General features: G+C 75.0%; 17 protein-coding genes and 1 pseudogene. 4 read left to right on the top strand and 14 right to left on the bottom strand.

Translation table 11 applies throughout. The annotated features are described in order from the left end of the window. Window positions 1–101: 101 nt before the first annotated feature. The 9 genes from AFE02nite_RS02665 to AFE02nite_RS02625 all read right to left on the bottom strand — a co-directional run bounded on the left by AFE02nite_RS02665 (window position 102) and on the right by AFE02nite_RS02625 (window position 14,651). Window positions 102–1,751 (bottom strand): FAD-dependent oxidoreductase, encoded by a 1,650-nt coding sequence (locus AFE02nite_RS02665; protein WP_261765393.1) that lies wholly within the window; start codon window positions 1,749–1,751, stop codon window positions 102–104. Between the two features lie 2 nt (window positions 1,752–1,753). Further along, complete coding sequence (locus tag AFE02nite_RS02660; protein ID WP_146819027.1) at window positions 1,754–3,916, bottom strand: molybdopterin oxidoreductase family protein; 2,163 nt, start codon at window positions 3,914–3,916, stop codon at window positions 1,754–1,756. After that, the gene (locus tag AFE02nite_RS02655; RefSeq protein ID WP_034248959.1) at window positions 3,917–5,296 is read right to left on the bottom strand and encodes an MFS transporter; all 1,380 of its coding nucleotides are present in this window, start codon (window positions 5,294–5,296) and stop codon (window positions 3,917–3,919) included. A gap of 202 nt (window positions 5,297–5,498) precedes the next feature. Further along, entirely contained in the window at window positions 5,499–6,284 is a 786-nt protein-coding gene (gene narI / locus AFE02nite_RS02650; protein WP_034248957.1) for a respiratory nitrate reductase subunit gamma, read from the bottom strand. After that, the gene (narJ, locus tag AFE02nite_RS02645; protein ID WP_146819026.1) at window positions 6,281–6,964 is read right to left on the bottom strand and encodes a nitrate reductase molybdenum cofactor assembly chaperone; all 684 of its coding nucleotides are present in this window, start codon (window positions 6,962–6,964) and stop codon (window positions 6,281–6,283) included. Before narJ ends, narI begins: the two co-directional genes overlap by 4 nt. Further along, a complete protein-coding gene (gene narH, locus AFE02nite_RS02640) occupies window positions 6,961–8,748 on the bottom strand; it encodes a nitrate reductase subunit beta (protein WP_146819025.1) in 1,788 nt (595 codons plus the stop codon). The genes narJ and narH overlap by 4 nt, the downstream gene beginning before the upstream one ends. Before the next feature lie 55 nt (window positions 8,749–8,803). Further along, window positions 8,804–12,565 (bottom strand): nitrate reductase subunit alpha, encoded by a 3,762-nt coding sequence (locus AFE02nite_RS02635; protein WP_146819024.1) that lies wholly within the window; start codon window positions 12,563–12,565, stop codon window positions 8,804–8,806. Between the two features lie 47 nt (window positions 12,566–12,612). Beyond that, the gene (locus AFE02nite_RS02630) at window positions 12,613–13,959 is read right to left on the bottom strand and encodes an MFS transporter (RefSeq protein WP_261765391.1); all 1,347 of its coding nucleotides are present in this window, start codon (window positions 13,957–13,959) and stop codon (window positions 12,613–12,615) included. 80 nt (window positions 13,960–14,039) lie between these two features. Then, complete coding sequence (locus AFE02nite_RS02625) at window positions 14,040–14,651, bottom strand: helix-turn-helix transcriptional regulator (RefSeq protein ID WP_034247567.1); 612 nt, start codon at window positions 14,649–14,651, stop codon at window positions 14,040–14,042. A 142-nt stretch (window positions 14,652–14,793) separates the two neighbouring features. On the opposite strand from AFE02nite_RS02625, the gene AFE02nite_RS02620 reads away from it, so the two are divergent. From AFE02nite_RS02620 to moaA, 4 genes are read left to right on the top strand one after another with little or no spacing between them, the layout of a single operon-like run. Continuing rightward, a complete protein-coding gene (locus AFE02nite_RS02620) occupies window positions 14,794–15,951 on the top strand; it encodes a cytochrome P450 (RefSeq protein WP_034247573.1) in 1,158 nt (385 codons plus the stop codon). Further along, entirely contained in the window at window positions 15,948–16,433 is a 486-nt protein-coding gene (locus AFE02nite_RS02615; RefSeq protein WP_146819021.1) for a molybdenum cofactor synthesis domain-containing protein, read from the top strand. Before AFE02nite_RS02620 ends, AFE02nite_RS02615 begins: the two co-directional genes overlap by 4 nt. After that, the gene (locus tag AFE02nite_RS02610) at window positions 16,433–16,852 is read left to right on the top strand and encodes a molybdenum cofactor biosynthesis protein MoaE (RefSeq protein WP_034249509.1); all 420 of its coding nucleotides are present in this window, start codon (window positions 16,433–16,435) and stop codon (window positions 16,850–16,852) included. Before AFE02nite_RS02615 ends, AFE02nite_RS02610 begins: the two co-directional genes overlap by 1 nt. Beyond that, window positions 16,849–17,907: a GTP 3',8-cyclase MoaA gene (gene moaA / locus AFE02nite_RS02605; RefSeq protein WP_146819020.1), complete on the top strand. Its 1,059-nt coding sequence runs from the start codon at window positions 16,849–16,851 to the stop codon at window positions 17,905–17,907. Before AFE02nite_RS02610 ends, moaA begins: the two co-directional genes overlap by 4 nt. A 6-nt stretch (window positions 17,908–17,913) precedes the next feature. Here the strand turns inward: moaA and AFE02nite_RS02600 are convergent, their stop codons facing one another. From AFE02nite_RS02600 to AFE02nite_RS02585, 5 genes and pseudogenes are all read right to left on the bottom strand, one after another. Next, a complete protein-coding gene (locus AFE02nite_RS02600; protein WP_034249503.1) occupies window positions 17,914–18,150 on the bottom strand; it encodes a MoaD/ThiS family protein in 237 nt (78 codons plus the stop codon). After that, window positions 18,147–18,422, bottom strand: a complete 276-nt coding sequence (locus AFE02nite_RS02595; protein ID WP_052114119.1) for a DUF6457 domain-containing protein — start codon at window positions 18,420–18,422, stop codon at window positions 18,147–18,149. Before AFE02nite_RS02595 ends, AFE02nite_RS02600 begins: the two co-directional genes overlap by 4 nt. Next, window positions 18,419–19,000 carry a molybdenum cofactor guanylyltransferase gene (gene mobA, locus AFE02nite_RS17260; RefSeq protein WP_261765500.1) on the bottom strand — a complete coding sequence of 194 codons (582 nt, stop codon included), beginning with the start codon at window positions 18,998–19,000 and terminating at the stop codon, window positions 18,419–18,421. The genes AFE02nite_RS02595 and mobA overlap by 4 nt, the downstream gene beginning before the upstream one ends. A 60-nt stretch (window positions 19,001–19,060) precedes the next feature. Beyond that, window positions 19,061–19,534: pseudogene (moaC, locus tag AFE02nite_RS17670) on the bottom strand (cyclic pyranopterin monophosphate synthase MoaC); the annotation flags it as partial. Continuing rightward, a complete protein-coding gene (locus AFE02nite_RS02585; RefSeq protein WP_146819018.1) occupies window positions 19,531–20,748 on the bottom strand; it encodes a molybdopterin molybdotransferase MoeA in 1,218 nt (405 codons plus the stop codon). The gene AFE02nite_RS02585 and the pseudogene moaC, both read right to left, overlap by 4 nt. Window positions 20,749–20,753 lie beyond the last annotated feature (5 nt).

Below are 20,753 nucleotides of genomic sequence, written 5' to 3'. Positions count from 1 at the left end.
GGTCACACCGCGACGCTACGAACGCCGTGTTAACCCTGGCCGTTCGGCGTGTTTCGCCGGGGGAAACCGTCGCGCACAACGCATCGCGCGACGCCGTGAGGTCACGCACGTACGGAGACGGGCCCCCGTCGCGTCGCACCCGTGCCCACCGGCGGCACGGCGTTCGGCCCGTCCTGCCCCGGCCCGACGGGCGCAGCCGGGTCCGGGTCCACCTGCGCCAGCCACTCCACGAGGCCGCAGACCGCGTCCGCGCATCCCCCGCACCCCGTCGTCGCCCGCGTCGCGCGCACGACCTCCCCCACCGAGCGGGCCCCCGAGCGCCACTGCGCGACGACGTCCCCCTTGGTCACCCCGTTGCAGCGGCACACGGTGGCGCGGTCGGGCATCAGGGTCGGCGACGCCGCGGCGGCGGGCTCCGCACCGCGCACCGGCCGCAGCAGGAGCTGGGCCGGGTCCCGCGGCACGGGCGTGCGCCGCGTGTAGGCGGCCACCAGGTCCGCCGCCACGCCCGCGTCACCGACGCACGCGGCACCGACCAGCACACCGCCCAGCACGACGACCTCCACGTGCCGGGCCGCCGAGGCGTCCGACAGCTGCACGCAGCGGGCGTCGTCCGGCCCTCGGTCGGCGCGGAGCCCCATCGCACTCACGACGAGCCCGTCGGCCTTGACCCGCACGACGTCGTGCCGCTCGACCGGCTCGTCCTCGGCGCCCGCCGGCTCCGACGCCTCGACCGCCGCCGGCCAGGGGCGCACCGGCGCCCGCCCTTCCCGCGCCAGCGCCGCGACCCGCGCGGCCAGCCGCCGCGCCTGGTCCCAGCCCTGCGCGACGAGGCCCGAGCTGCCTTCGGGCGGCTCGGCGCAGTCGCCGATCGCGCAGACGGCCGGATCCGTCGTCACGCCGTCCTGGTCCACCCGGACGCCCCGCCCGACGGCGAGGCCCGACTCGGCGGCGAGCGTCGTCTCCGGCACGGTCCCGGCCGTCACGACGAGGAGCCGGCAGGCCACGGCCTCGTCCGCCCGTGCCCCGCCCCGAGGCCCGCTCGGCGTGTCCCCGCCGGCGTCCTGCACGACGACGCGGGCCACGCCCAGGTCGTCATGGCAGACGCGGGCGGCGCGCACCTCGGTGCGTACCTGGACCCCCAGCCTGCCGAGCGTCGTGGCGAGGGCGGCCCCCGCACCGCTGCCGAGCGCCCCGTCCATGGGGTGCGGACCGGGGTGCAGGAGGGTCACCGGCAGACCGCGGCGGGCCAGGCCGCAGGCGACCTCGATCCCGAGCACCCCGCCGCCGAGCACCACCGCGTCGGGGCCGTTCGCCGCGGCCGCGACGATCTCGCGGGCGTCGTCGAGCGAGCGCAGCACGTGCACGCCGCGCGGCAGCTCGGACGACGTCGCGGGCAGCCCCGGCACGTCCGGCACCCGTGCCCGTGCGCCCGTCGCCAGGACGAGCAGGTCGTAGCCGTGCACGGAGCCGTCCTCGCAGGTCACCGCGCGGCGAGCACGCTCGATCCGGACGACCGCGGTCTCCCGGAGCAGGCGCGCCCCCGACGGGCTCGGCGTGGTCAGTGCGGCGAGCTCCGCCCGGCCGGCGACGACGTCGCTGAGCAGCACGCGGTTGTACGGCTCGTGCGGCTCGGCCCCGAGCACCGTGATGTCGACGGCGCCGCCGGCGCGGGCGTGGAGCTCGTCGGCGAACCGGGTGCCCACCATGCCGCCGCCCACGACCACCACCCGCAGGCGCGATCCCGCCACGCTCAGGGCTCCTGTCCGGTGCCGGCGGCGCGCACGTCGACCGTGGCGACCTTGAACTCCGGCATGCCCGAGACGGGGTCGGTCGCGTCGGTGGTGAGCCGGTTCGCGCTGCCCTCCCCGGGCCAGTGGAAGGGCATGAAGACGGTGTCGGGGCGCGCCATCGGCGTCACGCGGGTCACCGCGACCGCCGTGCCCCGGGCCGACGCGACCTCCGCGAGCTCACCGTCGGCGAGACCGAGGCGGTCGGCGAGCCACGGGTGCATCTCGACGTACGGCTCCGGCTGGGCGGCGGCCAGCGCCGGTACCCGCCTCGTCTGCGCCCCCGACTGGTAGTGCTCGAGCACCCGCCCCGTCACCAGGTACAGCGGACGGGTGCCGGTGAGGCGGTCCGAGGGACCCGCGTGGTCGACGGCCACCATCCGCGCGCGACCGTCGGGTGTCCCGAACCGGTCGAGGAACAGCCGGGGGGTGCCGGGGTGGTCGGGGACGTCGTCGGGCGTGGCGGGGCACGGCCAGTGCAGGGCCTCGCCTGCCTCCAGCCGTGCGTACGTGACGCCCGAGTAGTCGGCGACCCCGCCCGCCGACGCGCGGGCGAGCTCGCCGAAGACCTCGCGCGGGTCGGTCGGGAACCCCGTCGGCGTGCCGAGCCGGGCCGCGAGCGCGCCGATCACCTCCAGCTCGGTCCGCACGCCCTCGGGCGGCGGGAGCGCACGCCTGCGCCGGAGCACGCGCCCTTCGAGGGAGGTCATGGTGCCCTCCTCCTCGGCCCACTGCGTCACCGGCAGCACGACGTCCGCCATCCGCGCCGTCTCGGACGGGACGACGTCGCACACGACGAGCAGGTCGAGCGCGGCGAGCCGCTCGCGGACGCGCTGGGCGTCGGGCGCGCTCACGACGAGGTTGCAGCCGTGCACGAGGAGCACCCGCGGCCCGTCGGGGGTCCCGCAGCGGCGCAGGAGCTCGACGGCGGGGACGCCCGGCCCGGGCAGCGCGTCCGGGGCGACGCCCCAGACGCCCGCGACGTGCGCGCGGGCAGCCGGGTCGTCGATCTTGCGGTAGCCGGGCAGCTGGTCCGCCTTCTGCCCGTGCTCGCGACCGCCCTGACCGTTGCCCTGCCCCGTGATGGCTCCGTAGCCGCTCCCCCGCCGTCCCGGCAGCCCGAGGGCCAGGGCGAGGTTGATGGCTGCCGTGACGGTCGCGGTGCCTTGCGTCGACTGCTCGACGCCGCGGCCCGTCAGGACGTACGCGCCGGCCCCGCCGGCGTGCGGCGCCGCGCGGGCGAGCAGCCGGGCGGCCGCCCGGACGTCGTCGGCGGGCACCCCCGTGACGGCCTCGGTGCGCTCGGGCCACCACGCCGCCACGCTGCGCCGCACGTCGGCGGCACCGGTCGTGCGCTGAGCGAGGTACGCCTCGTCGGCCAGCCCTTCGGCCAGGACGGCGTGCAGCAGCCCGAGCAGGAGCGCCAGGTCGGTGCCCGGGACGGGCGCGAGGTGCAGCCCGGCGCCGTCCTCGGTGAGCGCGGCGGTCGCCGAGCGGCGCGGGTCGACGACCACCAGTCCACCAGCCGCACGGGCGCCGGCGAGGTGCGCCACGGCGGGCGGCATCGTCTCCGCGAGGTTCGAGCCGAGGAGGAGCACGGCGCAGGCGCCGCCGAGATCAGCGAGCGGGAACGGCAGGCCGCGGTCGACGCCGAAGGCCCGGATCGCCCCGGCCGCCGCGCTCGCCATGCAGAAGCGCCCGTTGTAGTCGACGTACGGGGTCCGCAGGACGACGCGCGCGAACTTGCCGAGCGCGTACGCCTTCTCGTTGGTGAGCCCGCCGCCACCGAACACGGCGACGGACTCTGGTCCGTACCGCTCCTGAGCGGCCCGGATCCCGGCGGCGACGCGGTCCAGGGCCTCGTCCCAGCCGGCCGCGCGCAGGTCGCCGGCGGCGTCCCGCGCGAGCGGCGCCACCAGGCGGTCCGGAGCGCGGAGCACGACCCCGCTCGTCCAGCCCTTGCGGCACAGCCCGCCACGGTTCGTCGGGAAGTCCCGCCCGGCGACCGAGACGGGCGCGCCGGAGGCCGTGGCCGCCTCGTCCGGCGCGCCGAGCGTCTGCGCGCACTGGAGCGCGCAGTACGGGCAGTGGGTCGCGACCTCGCGGACCTGCGCGGGGGCCGGCACTCAGATCCTCGCCGCGCTCAGCGCGGCAGACGGGCGCCGGTACACCGCCCAGGTCGTGGCTGCCGTCACCGCGTACATGCCGACGAAGACCCACAGCGCCGGGACGAGCGAGCCGGCGACCGTCGTCGAGACGGCGAAGCCCCGCGGGATGAGGAACCCGCCGAACGCGCCGGCGGCGCCCGCGATGCCGAGGCAGCCCGCGGCCGCCTTGCGGGCCGCGGCGGCCCGCTCCGGCGTCGTGGCGCCGACCTGGAAGACCGCCGGGATCATCCGGTACGTCGCCCCGTTGCCGGCCCCGCTGGCGACGAAGAGCACCAGGAAGGAGCCCAGGAAGAGCCCGACGTCGCGGCTGCTCAGGGCGGCGACGGCACCCGCGGCGCCGGCCGCCATGACGAGGAACGACGCGATGGTCACCGGCGCGCCGCCCCATCGGTCGGCGAGCGCCCCACCGGCCGGGCGGGCGAGCGAGCCGACGAGCGCGCCCAGGAACGCCAGGGACATGCCGACCTGCGGGAACTGCCCGGCGAGCAGCGTCGGGAACGCCCCCGCGTACCCGATGAAGGAGCCGAACGTGCCGATGTAGAGGAACGAGATCACCCACGTGTGTCGGTTGCGGGTGGCCGCGCCGAACGCCCGGTAGTCCGCGCGGGCGCCCGTCAGGTTCGACATCCGCCGGCACGCGAGGACAGCGGCCCCGAGCACGAGCGGGAGGAACATCAGCCCCGCACGCTCGAGGGCGAGCCCGCCGCCCGCGACGACCACCACCGGCACGACGAGCTGCACGAACGCGGTCCCGAGGTTCCCGCCGGCGGCGTTCAGGCCCAGCGCGCGGCCCTTCTCGCGCTCCGGGTAGAAGAACGAGATGTTCGCCATCGAGGAGGCGAAGTTCCCGCCGCCCAGCCCGGCGAGCGCCGCGACGACGAGGAGCACCGCGAACGGCGTCGCCGGTCGCGACGCGACGACCGCGAGCGCGGACGCCGGGAGCAGGAGCAGCAGCGCGGAGACCACCGTCCAGTTCCGGCCGCCGAACCTGGGGACCGCGAACGTGTACGGGATCCGCAGGGTGGCCCCGACGAGCGCCGGGACGGCCACGAGCCAGTACTGCTGGTCCACGGTCAGGTCGAACCCGGCGGCCCCGAGCTGCGGCACGACGATCGACCACGACGCCCAGACGGCGAAGCCGAGGAACTCGGCGAGGATCGACGGCACGAGGTTGCGGCGGGCGACCGTCCGGCCACCGCCCTGCCAGAACGCGTGGTCCTCCGGGTCCCAGTGCTCGATCCAGGCGGACCGCCGGGACGGCGGCGCGATGACCGTCGTCCCGCGCCGGTGGGTCGTGCTCGTGTCCGTCGTCGTCGGGCTCGTGTCCGTCGTCGTCATCCGTGCCTCCTGCTCCCACGCTCCGCGAGCGCGCCGTCGGGGCGGTGCTGCGGGCGGACGACGTCGGCCGCCTGGGCGCGACGCTAGGAGCGGGGTGTTTCGCGGACGGGCGTGGCGGCGTTACCGGCAGGACACCGTCCGCTCACGGCGCGGCCGGCCCCGCGGTGAGATCGACCGGGAGCCGCGCGTCACGTCGTCGGGCTCAGAGCGGACCGACGCGCTCGGGCGGACGCTGGACGCCCTCCCAGCCGCGCCGGGTGCCGCGCTGCCCGACGCGCGGGGTGCGCGCCCGGTAGACGACGTACGGCCGCCACAGGTACCCCAGCGGCACGGAGAAGACGTGCACGAGGCGCGTGAACGGCCACAGGGCGAACAGGAGCATCGCGGCCATGCCGTGCAGCTGGAAGCCGATCGGTGCGTCCGCCATGAGCTCGGGGTGCAGGTCGAACCGGAAGATCCCGCGGAACCACACGGAGACACCTTCCCGGTAGTCGTACTCGCCGCCGAGGTTGAGCATCGAGCCGGCGATCGTGTTCCACATGCCGAGCGCGATGACCACGGCCAGGACGAGGTACATCACCTTGTCCATGCGTGTGGTGGCCCGGAACACCGGGCCCACCGTGCGGCGCCGGTAGATGAGCAGCACGAGGCCGGTCACCGTGGAGATCCCAGCGACACCGCCGATCCCCACCGCCATGGCGTGGTACATCTGCTCGCTCATGCCGACCGCGTCGGTCCACGCCTTCGGGATCCCCAGGCCCATCACGTGCCCCAGGAAGACCGCGAGGATGCCGAAGTGGAACAACGGGCTCGCCCAGCGCAGCAGGCGCCGCTCGTACAGCTGTGACGACCGTGTGGTCCAGCCGAACTTGTCGTAGCGGTACCGCCACACGTGGCCGAGCACGAACACCGTCAGGAACAGGTATGGCAGGACCACCCAGAGCACCGTGTCCAGGGTCGTCACGTCGGCCGGGTCCGGGGTGGTCATCGTCGTGCTCCCGACGTCGAGACGGTGGTGGCGTACGGCTGGAGGGTCGGGTCGAGCCCGACGTCCTCGCCCGGCGGACCCTCGGCGGCGAGCCGCGCGACGGCCGTCCGCTCGTCGCCGTCGAGCGGCGGCAGGGTGGCGCAGACCGCCTCGACCGCGCCGGCCCACGGCGACCCGGCGTCCGCCAGCGCGAGGCGCAGCAGCTCGAGCCCGGCTCGGTGGGCGAGGAGCAGCCGCAGCCCGGCCTCGCGCGCGGCCTGATCCGGGCCGGAGGCGAACTCCAGGACCACCGCCAGGTGGTCCGGCAGCTCGTCGTCGGCCAGCTCCATCCCCGCGGCCCGGTACGCCTGCTTGAACTCCACGAGCGCGACTCCCCGGCGCCGGGTGTCCCCGTACGCGTAGTACGTCAGGTACAGGCTGCACCGGCGGCGCAGGTCGAACGTCTCGACGTACTGCGCGGCCAGCGCCGTCGGCTCCGTCCCGGCCACGTGCTCGAGCGTGCGCGCCAGCGGCCCGGCCAGCGGAGCCGCCAGCTCGTCGACCGCAGCGCGCAGGCTCGGCAGGAGGCCGCGCAGCTCCGCGGTCGGGTACTCCAGCAGGAGGGCCGCGACGCGGTGCGCGACGGCCGCTTCCCGGGTCGCCAGGCCTTGGGCCGCACGGGCCCGCGCGACCCGGTTCACGACGTCGCCCCCGGCTCGCGCGGCTGCGTCCCGGTGCCCGCCGGCCCGGGCACGCTCCCGCCAGCCGGCAGGGGCTGGACGACGGCGGGGGCCGCCGCGGCGTCGGGTTCGCGCAGACCGGGGCCCGGGGCGCCCGGGTCCTTCGGCGGGAACAGGCCCGGTGGCACGCCCTTGCCGTCCCAGTTCAGCAGGTTGACGCGCGCCTTGCGCGTCGCCGGGTCCGCCACGGTGTCGGTGGTCTGCCGCTGGCTGAGCATGTGGAAGTTCTCGACGGCGATCGGGTCGTTGCGTCCCGAGCCCTCGCCGAAGGGACCGGACCCGCCCATGCCAGGCCCGCCGTCGTAGTCGAGGGCGCACTCGGTGGCGAGCTCCTCCAGGGAGTGGGCCTGCTCGGCGTGCGCCGTCGGGATGACGTAACGCTCGTCGTACTTGGCGAGCGCGAGCAGCCGGTACATCGCCTGCATGTCCGTCGCCGACATGCCGACGGACTCCGGGATCGCCGGGTCGCCGTCGCGGCCCATGGAGATGTCCCGCATGTACGAGCGCATCGCCGCCAGGCGCCGCAGCACGGCGTCGACGGGCGCGACGTCGCCCGCCGTGAAGAGCTCGGCGAGGTACTCGATCGGGATGCGCAGGGCATCGATCGCCGCGAAGAGGTTCCCGCGGTCCTCGGCGTCCTCCCCGGTGTCCCGGACCACGTCCACGACGGGCGACAGCGGCGGGATGTACCAGACCATGGGCAGCGTCCGGTACTCCGGGTGCAGCGGCAGGGCCACCTCGTAACGGTGGATGAGCGACCAGATCGGCGAGCGGCGCGCGGCGTCCACCCAGTCCCGCGGGATGCCGGCCTCCTCCGCGGCGCGCTGCACCGCCGGGTCGTCCGGGTCGAGGAACACCGAGCGCTGCGCGGCGAGGAGCTTCGTCTCGTCGGGCTCGCTCGCGGCCTCGAGCACCCGGTCGGCGTCGTACAGGACCAGGCCGATGTACCGCAGGCGCCCGACGCACGTCTCCGAGCACACCGTGGGCAGGCCCACCTCGATGCGCGGGAAGCAGAACGTGCACTTCTCGGCCTTGCCGGTCCGGTGGTTGAAGTAGATCTTCTTGTACGGGCACCCGGTCACGCACTTGCGCCAGCCGCGGCACTTGTCCTGGTCCACGAGCACGATCCCGTCCTCGGACCGCTTGTAGATCGCGCCCGACGGGCAGGACGCCGCGCACGACGGGTTGAGGCAGTGCTCGCAGATGCGCGGCAGGTAGAACATGAACGTCTGCTCGAACTCGAGCTTGACCTTGTCGGCGACCTTGGCGAGCACCGGGTCCGCCTGCGTGAGCGCGGGCGCGCCGCCGAGGTCGTCGTCCCAGTTGGCGCTCCAGGAGACCTGCATGTCCTGGCCGGTCAGCAGGGACTTCGGGCGCGCGACGGGCGTGTGCTCCTGCAGTGGCGCGCTGGTGAGCCGCTCGTAGTCGTAGGTCCAGGGCTCGTAGTACTCGTCGATCGAGGGCTGCTTGGGGCTGGCGAAGATCGTGAACAGGTTCTTCAGCCGGCCACCGGCCTTGAGCTGCAGGCGCCCGCGCTTGTTCAGCGTCCAGCCGCCCTCCCACTTCTCCTGGTCCTCGTAGGTGCGGGGGTAGCCCTGGCCGGGCCGGGTCTCGACGTTGTTGAACCACACGTACTCGGTGCCCGTGCGGTTCGTCCACGCCTGCTTGCACGTGACCGAGCACGTGTGGCAGCCGATGCACTTGTCGAGGTTCATGACCATCGCCATCTGGGCCATCACTCTCATCGCGCTCCGCCTCCGCTCGTTCCTCGCTCCGGACGTCGCCGCTCAACCACGCGCATCAGTACGTCACCTCCTGGCTGCGGCGGCGGACCACCGTGACCTCGTCCCGCTGGTTGCCCGTGGGGCCGAGGTAGTTGAACGCGTACGAGAGCTGGGCGTAGCCGCCGATCAGGTGGCTCGGCTTGATGAGCAGGCGGGTCAGCGAGTTGTGGATGCCGCCGCGCTTGCCCGTGGTCTCCGACCGCGGGACGTCGATCAGCCGGTCCTGGGCGTGGTGCATGTAGACCGTGCCCTCGGGCATGCGGTGCGAGACGACCGCACGCGCCACCACGACGCCGTTCCGGTTCACCGCCTCGATCCAGTCGTTGTCGGCGATCCCGGCCTTGGCGGCGTCCTTGTCGCTCATCCAGATGGTCGGGCCGCCGCGGGACAGCGAGAGCATGAAGAGGTTGTCCTGGTACTCGGAGTGGATCGACCACTTGTTGTGCGGGGTCAGGTACCGCACGGTCACTCCCACAGCACCGTCGGCGCCGTCCACCTCGCCGGTGTGCCCGACGGCGTTCTCGCCGAAGAGCTCGGACATGTTCAGCGGCGGCCGGAAGACGGGCAACCCCTCGCCCAGCTCGGTCATCCAGTCGTGGTCCAGGTAGAAGTGCTGGCGGCCGGTCAGGGTGTGCCAGGGCTTGAGCCGCTCGACGTTGATCGTGAACGGGGAGTAGCGCCGCCCGCCGTGCTCCGTGCCGGACCACTCCGGGGAGGTGATCACCGTCGTCGGGGCGGCCTGGGTGTCGGCGAAGGTCACCTGCTTGCCCTCGTGCTCGGCCGCGAGGTCCGCCATCTGCGTCCCCGTGCGCTTCTCGAGGGTGTGGAAGCCCTGCACGGCCAGGCGCCCGTTGGTCGTCCCGGACAGCGCCAGGATCGCCTCGCACGCGTGCACGTCACGGGTCAGCAGCGGCCGCCCCTCGACGACGCTCCCCGTGCCCTGCGCGACGCCGTTCTTGCGCCCCAGGTACGCGACCTCCTGGCGGACGTCGAACGTCACGCCCTTGGTCGTGGCCCCGAGCGTGTCGACCAGCGGCCCGAGGGTCGCCATCTTGGCCGCGACCGCGCCGTAGTCGCGCTCCACCGTGACGATCTTCGGCATCGTGACGCCCGGGACCGGCTCGCACTCCCCCGTCTTCCAGTCGCGGACGACGCCGTGCGGCGTCGCGAGCTCGTCGGGCGTGTCGTGCGTGAGCGGGACGGCGACGACGTCGGTGCGGACCCCCAGGTGCTGCGCCGCCAGCTCGCTGAACCGGCGCGCCATGCCGTGGAAGATGTCGAAGTCCGTCCGCGTCTGCCACGGCGGTGCGATCGCCGGGCTGAACGAGTTCACGAACGGGTGCATGTCCGTGGTGTTGAGGTCGTACTTCTCGTACCAGGTCGCCGCCGGCAGCACGACGTCGGAGTAGACGGTGGTGCTCGTCATCCGGAAGTCCAGCGAGACGAGCAGGTCGAGCTTGCCCGTGGGTGCCTCGTCGTGCCAGACGACGTCGCGCGGCCGCGCGTCCGGCGGCGCCTGCGTCGCGCGCAGGTTCGAGTCGGTGCCCAGCAGGTGGTGCAGGAAGTACTCGTTGCCCTTCGCCGAGCTGCCGAGCAGGTTCGCCCGCCACACGGTCAGCACCCGCGGGAAGTTCTCGGGCGCGTCCGGGTCCTCCGCGGCGAACCGCAACCGCCCGGCCTTCAGCTCGCCGACGACGTGCTCGCCCACGCCCACCCCGGCCGCCGCGGCGTCGTCCGCCAGGTCGAGCGGGTTGCGGTCGAACGTCGGGTACGACGGCATCCAGCCGAGCCGCGCGGACTGCGCGACGACGTCGGCGGTCGCCTTGCCGGTGAGGTGGCCCCCGGACCGCCCGGGCACGTGCGCGGCCAGCGTGTCCGCACCGAACGCGTCGTAGCGGAACTGGTCGGTGTTCAGGTACCAGTACGCGGTCTGCACCATCGTGCGGGCCGGCCGCGACCAGTCGAGCGCGTTCGCGTAGAGGCTGTGCCCCGTGACCGGCCGGACCTTCTCCTGGCCGACGTAGTGCGCCCAGCCGCCGCCGTTCACGCCCTGGCAGCCCGTCAGCGTCGTCAGGGCCAGGAACGAGCGGTAGATCGTGTCGGAGTGGAACCAGTGGTTGGTCCCCGCGCCCATGAGGATCATCGACCGGCCGCGCGACTCCTCGGCGTTCGCGGCGAACTCCCGGCCGATGCGCTCCGCCTTCGCGGCGGGCACGCCGGTGAACTGCTCCTGCCAGGCGGGCGTGCAGGGCTGGCTCGCGTCGTCGTAGCCCGTCGGCCACTGCCCGGGCAGACCGTCGCGCCCGACGCCGTACTGGGCCAGCAGCAGGTCGAGCACGGTGGTGACCAGGTGCCCGGCGACCCGGCGGACCGGAACCCCGCGTCGAACCGTGGACGCCGCCCCGTCGAGCGCGTCGAACCGCGGCAGGACCACCTCGACCGCGTCGCCCGTCGGCGCGGCGCCGACGGCCGCACCACCGGCCGACAGCATCGGGTCGACGTCGCCCAGGTCGAGGTTCCAGCGGCCCGCGCCGGCCTCGCCGTAGTGGTGGCCGAGCGAGCCGCCCGGCACGACCGGCGCCTGCGTCCGCGCGTCGAGCAGCACGGTCTTGAACGCGGCGTTCTCCACCGTCGCCTCGCTCCCGCCGAGGTCCTCGGCGGTGAGGAACTTGCCGGCCACGTACGCGCCGTCGTCGGCCTCCTCCAGGCGCACGAGGAAGGGCAGGTCGGTGTACCGCTTCGCGTAGTCGGCGAAGTAGGGCACCTGGCGGTCCACGTAGAACTCGCGCAGGACGACGTGTCCCATGGCCATCGCGAGGGCGCCGTCGGTGCCGGGGGCGGCGGCGAGCCACTCGTCGGCGAACTTGACGTTGTCGGCGTAGTCGGGCGAGACCACGACGACCTTCTGACCGCGGTAGCGGGCCTCGACCATCCAGTGCGCGTCGGGCGTGCGGGTCACCGGGACGTTCGAGCCCCACATGATCAGGTAGCCGGCGTCCCACCAGTCCCCGGACTCCGGGACGTCCGTCTGGTCTCCGAAGACCTGCGGGGACGCGACGGGCAGGTCGGCGTACCAGTCGTAGAACGAGAGCATCGGCGCACCGAGCAGCGCGTGGTACCGGGCACCGGCGCCGTGCGACACCATCGACATCGCCGGGATCGGCGAGAAGCCGGCGACCCGGTCCGGCCCGTAGCGGCGGATGGTGTGCACCTGCGCCGCCGCGACGATCTCCAGGGCCTCGTCCCACGAGGCGCGGACCAGGCCGCCCTTCCCGCGGGCGGCCTTGTACCGACGGGACGCCTCGGGATCGTCGACGATGCTCGCCCAGGCCTCGACCGGGTCGCCCGTGCGGGCCCGCGCCTCGCGGTACATCTCGAGCAGGAGGCCGCGCAGGTAGGGGTAGCGGATGCGCGTCGGCGAGTACGTGTACCAGCTGAACGCCGCGCCGCGCGGACAGCCCCGCGGCTCGTACTCGGGCCGGTCGGGGCCGACGGACGGGTAGTCCGTCTGCTGCGACTCCCAGGTGATGATCCCGTCCTTGACGTAGACCTTCCAGGAGCACGACCCGGTGCAGTTCACCCCGTGCGTGGACCGCACGACCTTGTCGTGGCTCCAGCGGTCCCGGTAGAAGGTGTCCGCGTCGCGCCCCCCGATCTGGTACAGGGTGCGCAGGTCGTCGGAGACCTCGCCGCGCCGCAGGTGCCGGCCGAGCCGGAGGATCGCGTCGGACGCCGGTCCGTCGAGTCCTGCGCCCGGTCCGGTGGCGGTCTGGGTCATCGTTGGTCTCCTTCGGTCGACGACGCGGGGCGTGCGGTACCGGGGCGTCAGCTCGGGCGCGGCGCTCCCGGGCGGGCGTACTGGGTCCAGGCGAGCACCGTGCAGGCCGCGAAGTACACGACGGCGCCGAAGAAGAACGCGCGGGGCGAGACGGCGGACAGCGCCATGCCCACGAGGAAGGGCCCGAACGCCGCGATCGACGAGGTGAAGCCGATGACCCCGCCGGCCTGCCGTCGGGCGAAGATCATCGGCATCTGCTTGAACGTGCCCGCGTTGCCGATGCCGGCGAAGAAGAAGACCACGAGCATCCCGATGAGGAACGGGCCGAACTGGTCCACCGACGTCGGGCTCAGGAAGAACGCCGTGACCAGGGTGCTGACCGTCATGCCGACGCCCGCGACGAACGTCCAGACCGCGCCGCCGAACCGGTCGCACAGCGGCCCCCAGGCGGCGCGGGTCGCCGAGCCGACGAGGGGCCCCAGGAACGCGTACTTCAGCGGGTCGGGCGCGTCGGCGAAGCTGCCGTACTCGTTCTTGATGATGAGCCCGAGCTGCGCGGCGAAGCCGGAGAAGGCGCCGAACGTCATCAGGTAGATGGCCGTCATGTACCAGGTGTGGCGGTCCCGGAAGATGTCGAGCTGCTGACGGAAGTTCGCCTCCACGGGCACCCGGCGCAGGAACACCGCGGCGAGCACCATGCCGAGGATCACCCAGGGCACGAGCACGAGTCCGGCGTTGTGCAGCCACATGTGGCCGCCGTCGATCTTCTCCTGCGGCGTCAGCGCGGTGACGCCGAGGAGGCCGAAGCCGACCACCCACGGCGTGAGGAACTGGATCAGGCTCACGCCGAAGTTGCCGAGGCCCGCCTGGAGGCCGAGCGCGGTGCCCGCCATCCGCCGCGGGAAGAAGTAGCTCGTGGAGGGCATGAAGCCCGAGAACGCCCCACCGCCGACGCCGCACGCCGCGGCCAGCAGCAGCAGCACCCAGTACGGCGTGTCCACGTTCCGGACGGCGAAGGTCCAGCCGAGCATGGGCAGCAGCAGCAGCGTGGCCGAGCCGCCGACGAGCGTGCGCGTCCCCACGATGGGCGGCAGGAACATGTAGATCAGGCGCATCAGACCGCCGGAGAGCCCCGGCACCGCGACCAGCCAGTAGAGCTGGGCGTCCGTCAGGTCGTAGCCGATCGTCGTGAGGCGGGGCGCGATCGCGCTGACCAGGTACCAGACGCAGAACGCGAGCGTGAGGTTGTACGTCGTGATCCAGAGCGTGCGCCACGCGAACCGCTTGTCCCAGCGCTCGGGGTCCTCCGGGTCCCATCGCGCCAGGTCGACGCTGGGGTTCACGATCGCCATCGTTCCTCCGGGTGCCACGCGCGGCCACGGTCCCGCAGCCATCTTGACGAGTCTGGGCGGCGGGCGCGAGAGGAAGACGCCGGGAATCCCGGGAAAACTCCGGAGATGCGCGCGGCGGCCCGTCAGAAACCGTCGAGATGCAGCACGCAGTGCCGGGGGCCGACGAAGGGCTCCAGGCTCTCGGCCGTGACCGGCCCACCCTCGGCGGCGAGCACGTCACGGGCGAGATCCAGGTGGACCTCGCACAGCAGCTCGGTCCGCTCGTGGGCGAGGGTGGCGTACGGGCACCGGTGCAGGTGCACCGCGCGATCGGCCGGCGCCACCTCGGGGGCGAAGCCGAGGTCGTCCAGGTGCAGGTCCAGGGCCGCCAGCTGCCCCGCCACCTCCCCGGCGGCGCCGCCGTCGGGCGACGCCTGGTCCGGGAGGTCGAGCCCTTCGCGGGCGCTCGCCAGATACGCCTCGCGGAACCGCTCGTCGGCCGTGGCCGCGGCCCGGCGCCGGACGATCGAGTACCGCAGGCGCGGGCGCCCCTGGGTCCCGCGGCGCTCGGCCGTGCTCTCGACGAAGCGCGAGGCGACCAGCCGGTCCAGGTGCTCCCGGGCCGTGTTGGGGTGCAGGCCGGTGGCCTGCGCGACCTCGGTGACGAGGGCCGGCTCGCCGGCCTCCCGCAGGAAGCGCAGGATGGCCAGACGACGTGCGGAGGCGAGTGTGCGTCCCGTGATCCCCGCGCTCATGGGACGAGTATTCCCGGGTTCGGGCGTGCCGCACCGCATCGTCGGCTGGATAGCGTGGTCCGCGTCCGCGGGCCGGCCGCGCAGGCGAGCCCGGTCGGCGACCGGAGCACACGAACCGAGCAGGGACCGAGGGGTGGCGCCGATGACCGAGGTGAGGACCGGGAGCGACTGGGACCCGCGCGCACCCGAGGTGCTGGCCGACCAGCTCACCGCCTACGACGCGATGCGCGGCCGCTGCCCGGTCGCACACAGCGACTACCTCGGCTGGACCCTCTTCCGGCACGACGACGTCGTCGCCGCGGCCCGGGACCACGACACGTTCAGCAACGTGGTGTCCCCCCGGGTGTCCGTGCCCAACGGGATGGACCCCCCCGAGCACACCGAGCACCGGCGCATCAACGAGCGGTACTTCACGCCCGAGCGGATGTCGGCGCTCGAGCCGGCGGTCCGCGACATCGCCGCCCGCCTGGTCGCGGACCTGCCGCGCGGTGGCCCCACCGAGGTCATGGACCCGCTCGCCCGGGCCTTCGCCCTCCGGGTGCAGAGCGCGTTCATGGGGTGGCCCGCCGCGCTCGAGGGCCCCCTGCGTGACTGGACCCTGCGCAACCACCGGGCCTCGCTGAGCCGGGACCCCGAGGCGCTGGCCGCCGTGGCGCTCGAGTTCGACGGCTACATCCGCGGCGAGATCGCGGCCCGACGCCGCACCGCCGGGCTCGTCTCCGCGCCGGGTGACGTCACCGCCGAGCTGCTCACCGAACGGGTGGACGGGCGCCCGCTGACCGACGAGGAGCTCGTCAGCCTCATCCGCAACTGGACGGTCGGCGAGCTGAGCACCATCGCGGCGTGCGTCGGCATCCTCGTGCACGCCCTGGCCGAGCGGCCCGAGGTCCAGCAGCTCCTGCGCACCGACCCCGCCGCGATCCCCAGCGCCGTGGACGAGCTCCTGCGCATCCACCCGCCGCTCGTGGCGAACCGCCGCCGGGCCACGCGCGACGTCGAGGTCGCCGGTCGTCGCATCCCGGCCGGTGCCCCCGTCACTCTGCTGTGGGCGTCGGCCAACCGCGACGAGACGGTCATGGGCGACCCGGACGAGTTCCGCCTCGACCGCGACCCCGCCGACAACCTGCTGTACGGCACCGGCATCCACGCGTGCCCCGGCGCACCGCTCGCCCGCCTCGAGCTGCAGGTCATGGTGGAGGCGCTCCTCGCCGGGACCGAGCATCTCGGGCCCGTCACGGACGCCGTCCGCGCCGCGTACCCGGCCAGCGGCTACACCGCGCTCATGGTGGGCGTCCGGTGACCCCGGCGGGCGTCCGGGCGGCGGTCGTCGTCGTCTCGGACCGGTGCTCCGCCGGGCTCGCGGAGGACCGGTCCGGCCCGGCTGCGGTCGACCTCCTCGCGCAGGCGGGGTACCCGGCGGACCGCTCGGTCGTGCCCGACGGCGCCGCGAGCGTCACGGCGGCGGTCCGCGCCGCCGTCGCCGCCGGGGCGCGCGTCGTCGTCACCAGCGGGGGCACGGGCGTCGGGCCGCGCGACGAGACCCCCGAGGGGACGCGGCCGCTGCTCGCCCGCGAGCTGCCCGGGCTCGCGGAGGCCGTGCGCCGCGCGTCGGCGGACACCGTGCCCACGGCCGTCCTCTCGCGCGGTCTCGCGGGCGTGACGGGCGAGGGCGCTGTCGTCGTGAACCTGCCCGGCAGCACCGGCGGCGTGCGGGACGGCCTGCGGGTGCTGCTCCCCCTGCTCGACCACCTGCTCGACCAGCTCGCCGGGGGCGACCACTGATGGCGGTCGTCGCACTGAGCGCCGAGCCGCTCGTGCCGGCGGACCTCCTCGCGGCCGTGGACGACACCCAGGCCGGCGCCGTCGCCGTCTTCGTCGGCCGGGTCCGGGACCACGACCCCGCCGTCCAGGGCCGGGTCGTGGCCCTGGAGTACTCGGCGCACCCGGACGCCGCCGCCGTCCTGGGGCGCCTGGCGGACGAGGCGTCCGCCCACGAGGGCGTGCTCCGGCTCGCGCTCGCCCACCGCGTCGGCCGCCTCGCGGTCGGCGAGCCCGCGCTCGTCGCGGTGGTCGCGACCGCGCACCGCGCACTGGCATTCGACGTCTGCCGCGACCTCGTCGAGGCGGTGAAGGCCGAGCTGCCGGTCTGGAAGCGCGAGGTGCTCGCCGACGGCTCCCACGTGTGGGCGGGCCTGACGTGACGGCGCCGGCACCGCTCGTCGACAGGTTCGGCCGCGTCCACCGGGACCTGCGGATCTCCCTGACCGACCGCTGCTCGCTGCGGTGCACCTACTGCATGCCCGCCGAGGGCGTGCCCTGGCTGCCCGGCCCGACCATGCTCACGACGGCCGAGCTCGTGCGCATCGCGTCCGTCGGCGTGCGGCTGGGGATCAGCGAGATCCGGCTGACGGGCGGCGAGCCGTTGCTGCGCCCCGACGTCGTCGACGTCGTGCGCCGGCTCGCCGCGCTCGAGGGCGCCGCCGGCCGTCCCGAGGTCTCGCTCACCACCAACGCCCTGCGGCTGCCCGCGCTCGCGGGGCCGCTGCGCGACGCCGGCCTCGCCCGCGTGAACATCAGCCTCGACACGCTGGACCGCGACCGCTTCCGGTCGCTGACCCGACGCGACCGCCTGCCCCAGACCCTGGCCGGGATCGCCGCGGCCGAGGCCGTGGGCCTCGCGCCGATCAAGCTGAACGCCGTGGTGATGCGGGACGTCAACGAGGACGACGTGGTGCCGCTGGTCCGCTACGCCCTCGAGCACGGCTACCAGATGCGCTTCATCGAGCAGATGCCGCTGGACCCGGGGCACACGTGGGACCGACGCCGGATGGTGAGCCAGGCGGAGATCCTGGACCGGCTGACCGCCGAGTACTCGCTGACCGAGGTGCCCGGCCGCGGGTCGGCGCCGGCGGAGCTCTGGTACGTCGACGGCGGCCCGGCGACGGTCGGTGTCATCGCCTCGGTCTCGGCGCCGTTCTGCGGGGCGTGCGACCGCGTCCGGCTCACGGCCGACGGACAGCTGCGGGCCTGCCTGTTCGCGCGGTCGGAGACGGACCTGCGGAGCATCGTGCGCCAGGACGGCCACGGGGCGGGCCACGCGGCCGGCGACGAGGCGGGGCCCGAGGTGGACGCCGACGTGGACGCGCGCCTGGAGGCCGCGTTCCGAGCGTGCCTGGCGAGCAAGCGACCGGGGCACGACATCGACGACCCGGCGTTCCTCCAGCCCGACCGGCCGATGAGCGCCATCGGCGGCTGAGGCGGGTCAGCCCCCGGCGAACGGCGGCAGCACGTCGAGCGTCGCGCCGTCCGGCACGGGAGTGTCGCCGTCCACGCGGACGCCGTCGGCGAGCAGCGAGCAGCGCTCGAGCACGCGCGCGAGCGCCGGGCCGTGCGCCTCGACGAGCGCACGACGGACCGTGTCGGCGGTGCCGGTGGCGGCCTGCTCGGTGTCCACGCCGGCCGCCTCGGCCGCCCCCGCGAAGTACCGCACCGTGATCACGCCGGGCCCCCCGGCGACCACGCCCGCGCGAGCTCCGTGACCTGCGCGGCGACCTCGTCGAACGCCGCCCGCCCGCCACCGCGCGCGCCCACGGCGCAACCGACGAGGAACGACGTCAGCGGGACGGCCGGCCGCCCCACGCCCGACGCCGCCTCGCGCGCCAGGTCCAGCACGGACTGCACCTCGACGGTGTCCGGGTCGACCCCGAGCTGCTCGGTCAGGTGCGCGACCCAGCGGTGCAGGTCGTCGCCGACCGGTTCGTGCGCGCTCATGCCTGCTCCTTCGTCCCGTCCGCCGCCGCGAGCGCGGCGACGTCCTCCCAGGTGTCGGCGTCGGCCGACAGACGGTCCGGGTCCCCCACCTCGGCGAGCCTGAGCCCGCCGACGAGCGAGCGGACCGAGCGACCGTGGGTGCCGCCGTCGGCGGCGAGCGCCGCCACCGCGGCCGCGAGCGCCGCGCGGCGGTAGACGCCGACCAGCGCCTGCCGGTGCCCCTGCCCGTCGACCGCGACGGCGCCGTCCGCGGCAGGGTCGGCGGCGAGGGCCTCGGTGAGCCGAGGCAGCAGCCCCGCCGCGCGCGGCACGTCGCACGCCAAGACGGCGACCCACGGCGCGCCCGCCGGGCCGAGGTGCTCCAGGCCCGCGGCGATGCCGGCGACGGGCCCCCCGAGCGGCGGGTCCTCCAGGGTCGTCGGGACGTCCGGCCGGGCCAGCTCGGCCGGACCGACGACGACCCGCCGCCGGGCGCCCACGACGGCGTCGAGCACCCGGTCGAGGTAGGTGCGCTCCCCGAGGCGCAGCTCCGCCTTGCTGACGCCGCCGAGGCGGCGCCCCTCGCCGCCCGCGAGCACGACGGCGTCGAACGCCTCACCGGGGGCCGCGGTGCCGTCGGGCGCGGGCGTCGCCGGCACGTCGTCGCGCACCCACTCACCCGAGCGTCCGCCCGACTTCGCGAGGAGGCGCACGTCCGCGATCGACGTCGTCCGGTCCAGGCCCTTGACCATGTCGACGACGGCGAGCGCGGCGACGCTGGCAGCCGTGAGGGCCTCCATCTCGACGCCCGTCCGGTCGACCGCCCGCACCGTCGCGCGGATCGCCACGCCCTCGTCGGTCACCACGGGCACGATCTCCACCCCGTGCACCCCGATGACGTGGGCCAACGGCAGGAGGTCGGGGGTCCGCTTGGCGGCCGCGACGCCGGCGATCCGGGCGACGGCGAGCACGTCGCCCTTCGGCACGGCGTCGTCCCGCAGGGCGGTCACGACCTCGGGCGAGCAGCGCACGAGCGCGGTCGCCGTCGCCTCCCGGCGGGTCGGCTCCTTGCCGGTCACGTCGACCATCCGCGCCGCGCCGCGCTCGTCGAGATGCCCGAAGGGCTGGCTCATGGTTCGCACCTCATCACGGTGAGCAGGTCGCCCGAGCGCACCTCGGACGTGTCGAGCGGGACGACGGCGAGGCCGTCGGCGGCTGCGAGGCCGGCGGCCAGGTGCGACCCGGAGCCGCCCGGGACCGCGCGCCGCACCCGCCAGGCGCCGCCCTCGTCCCGCAGCGCCACCGGCATGTACTGCGCGCGCCCGGGCGGGGTGCGCCAGCCGTCCTCGACGGTGGCGGGCACCGTCGGCCGGTCCACCGCTGTCAGGCCGCGCATCCGCAGCAGCGCCGGCCGCACGAGCACCTCGAAGGAGACGAAGACGCTCACGGGGTTGCCCGGCAGGCAGAAGACCGGGGTGCCGCCGGGCAGCCGCCCGAGCCCTTGCGGCTTGCCCGGCTGCATCGCGACGGCGACGAACGCCACGTCGCCCCACCCGGTGAGGGCCTCCTTGACCACGTCGTACGCCCCGACGCTCACCCCGCCGGCGGTGATCACCGCGTCGACGTCCGCCTCGTGCGCGGCGAGCACCTCGCGCAGGCGCGCCGCGTCGTCGGGCACCGGCGGCAGCCGCACGGCCTCGCACCCGGCGGCGGTCACCGCGGCCGCCAGGAGGAACGAGTTGGAGTCGGGGATCTGACCCCGGGCGCGGGGCTCGCCGGGAGCCACGAGCTCCGAGCCGGTCGCGAGCACGAGGACGCGCGGGCGCCGGTGCGCCGTGACGGTGCCCGCGCCGGCTGCCGCGAGGGCACCCACGCGACGCTCGGCCAGCAGGGCCCCGGCGGCCAGCACCACGTTACCGGCGGCGGCGTCCTCCCCGACCCGGCGCACGTGCGCCCCCACCCGCGCGGGCGCGCCGATCGCGACCACGTCCGTGGCCGCGTCGGTCTGCTCGACCGGGACGACGGCGTCGGCGCCGGGGGGCATCGGGGCCCCGGTCATGATGCGGGCGGCCTCGCCCGGGCCGACGACGGGCGTCGCGGCGCTGCCCGCCGCCAGGTCCGCGATCACCCGAAGCCGCACGGGGCCGTCCGGGACCGCGGCGCTCACGTCGGCGGCCCGCACGGCGTAGCCGTCCATCGCCGAGTTGTCCCAGGGCGGCAGCGGCCCGTCGGCGCACACGTCGCGTGCGAGCACGTGGCCCGCAGCCTCGGCCAGCGGCAGCTCGATCGCCTCGAGGGGTGCGGCGAGGGCGAGCGCGGCGGCGCGGTGCTCGTTGACGGTGCGCATGGCCC

Origin of the sequence: Actinotalea fermentans (assembly GCF_007991475.1) — a bacterium.
In the GTDB taxonomy this organism is placed as follows: Bacteria; Actinomycetota; Actinomycetes; order Actinomycetales; family Cellulomonadaceae; genus Actinotalea; species Actinotalea fermentans.
Note: the sequence above shows the minus strand (reverse complement) of the source record. Positions and strands in the feature narration are given on the sequence as shown.

Bases quoted from the DNA above. Each gene is read 5' to 3' on its own strand.
- AFE02nite_RS02635 (WP_146819024.1), bottom strand. From the start codon at position 12,565: ATGACCCAGACCGCCACCGGACCGGGCGCAGGACTCGACGGACCGGCG.
- narH (WP_146819025.1), bottom strand. From the start codon at position 8,748: ATGAGAGTGATGGCCCAGATGGCGATGGTCATGAACCTCGACAAGTGC.
- AFE02nite_RS02610 (WP_034249509.1), top strand. From the start codon at position 16,433: ATGGCGGTCGTCGCACTGAGCGCCGAGCCGCTCGTGCCGGCGGACCTC.
- AFE02nite_RS02595 (WP_052114119.1), bottom strand. From the start codon at position 18,422: ATGAGCGCGCACGAACCGGTCGGCGACGACCTGCACCGCTGGGTCGCG.
- AFE02nite_RS02620 (WP_034247573.1), top strand. From the start codon at position 14,794: ATGACCGAGGTGAGGACCGGGAGCGACTGGGACCCGCGCGCACCCGAG.
- AFE02nite_RS02585 (WP_146819018.1), bottom strand. From the start codon at position 20,748: ATGCGCACCGTCAACGAGCACCGCGCCGCCGCGCTCGCCCTCGCCGCA.
- AFE02nite_RS02655 (WP_034248959.1), bottom strand. From the start codon at position 5,296: ATGACGACGACGGACACGAGCCCGACGACGACGGACACGAGCACGACC.
- AFE02nite_RS02625 (WP_034247567.1), bottom strand. From the start codon at position 14,651: ATGAGCGCGGGGATCACGGGACGCACACTCGCCTCCGCACGTCGTCTG.
- AFE02nite_RS02630 (WP_261765391.1), bottom strand. From the start codon at position 13,959: ATGGCTGCGGGACCGTGGCCGCGCGTGGCACCCGGAGGAACGATGGCG.
- narI (WP_034248957.1), bottom strand. From the start codon at position 6,284: ATGACCACCCCGGACCCGGCCGACGTGACGACCCTGGACACGGTGCTC.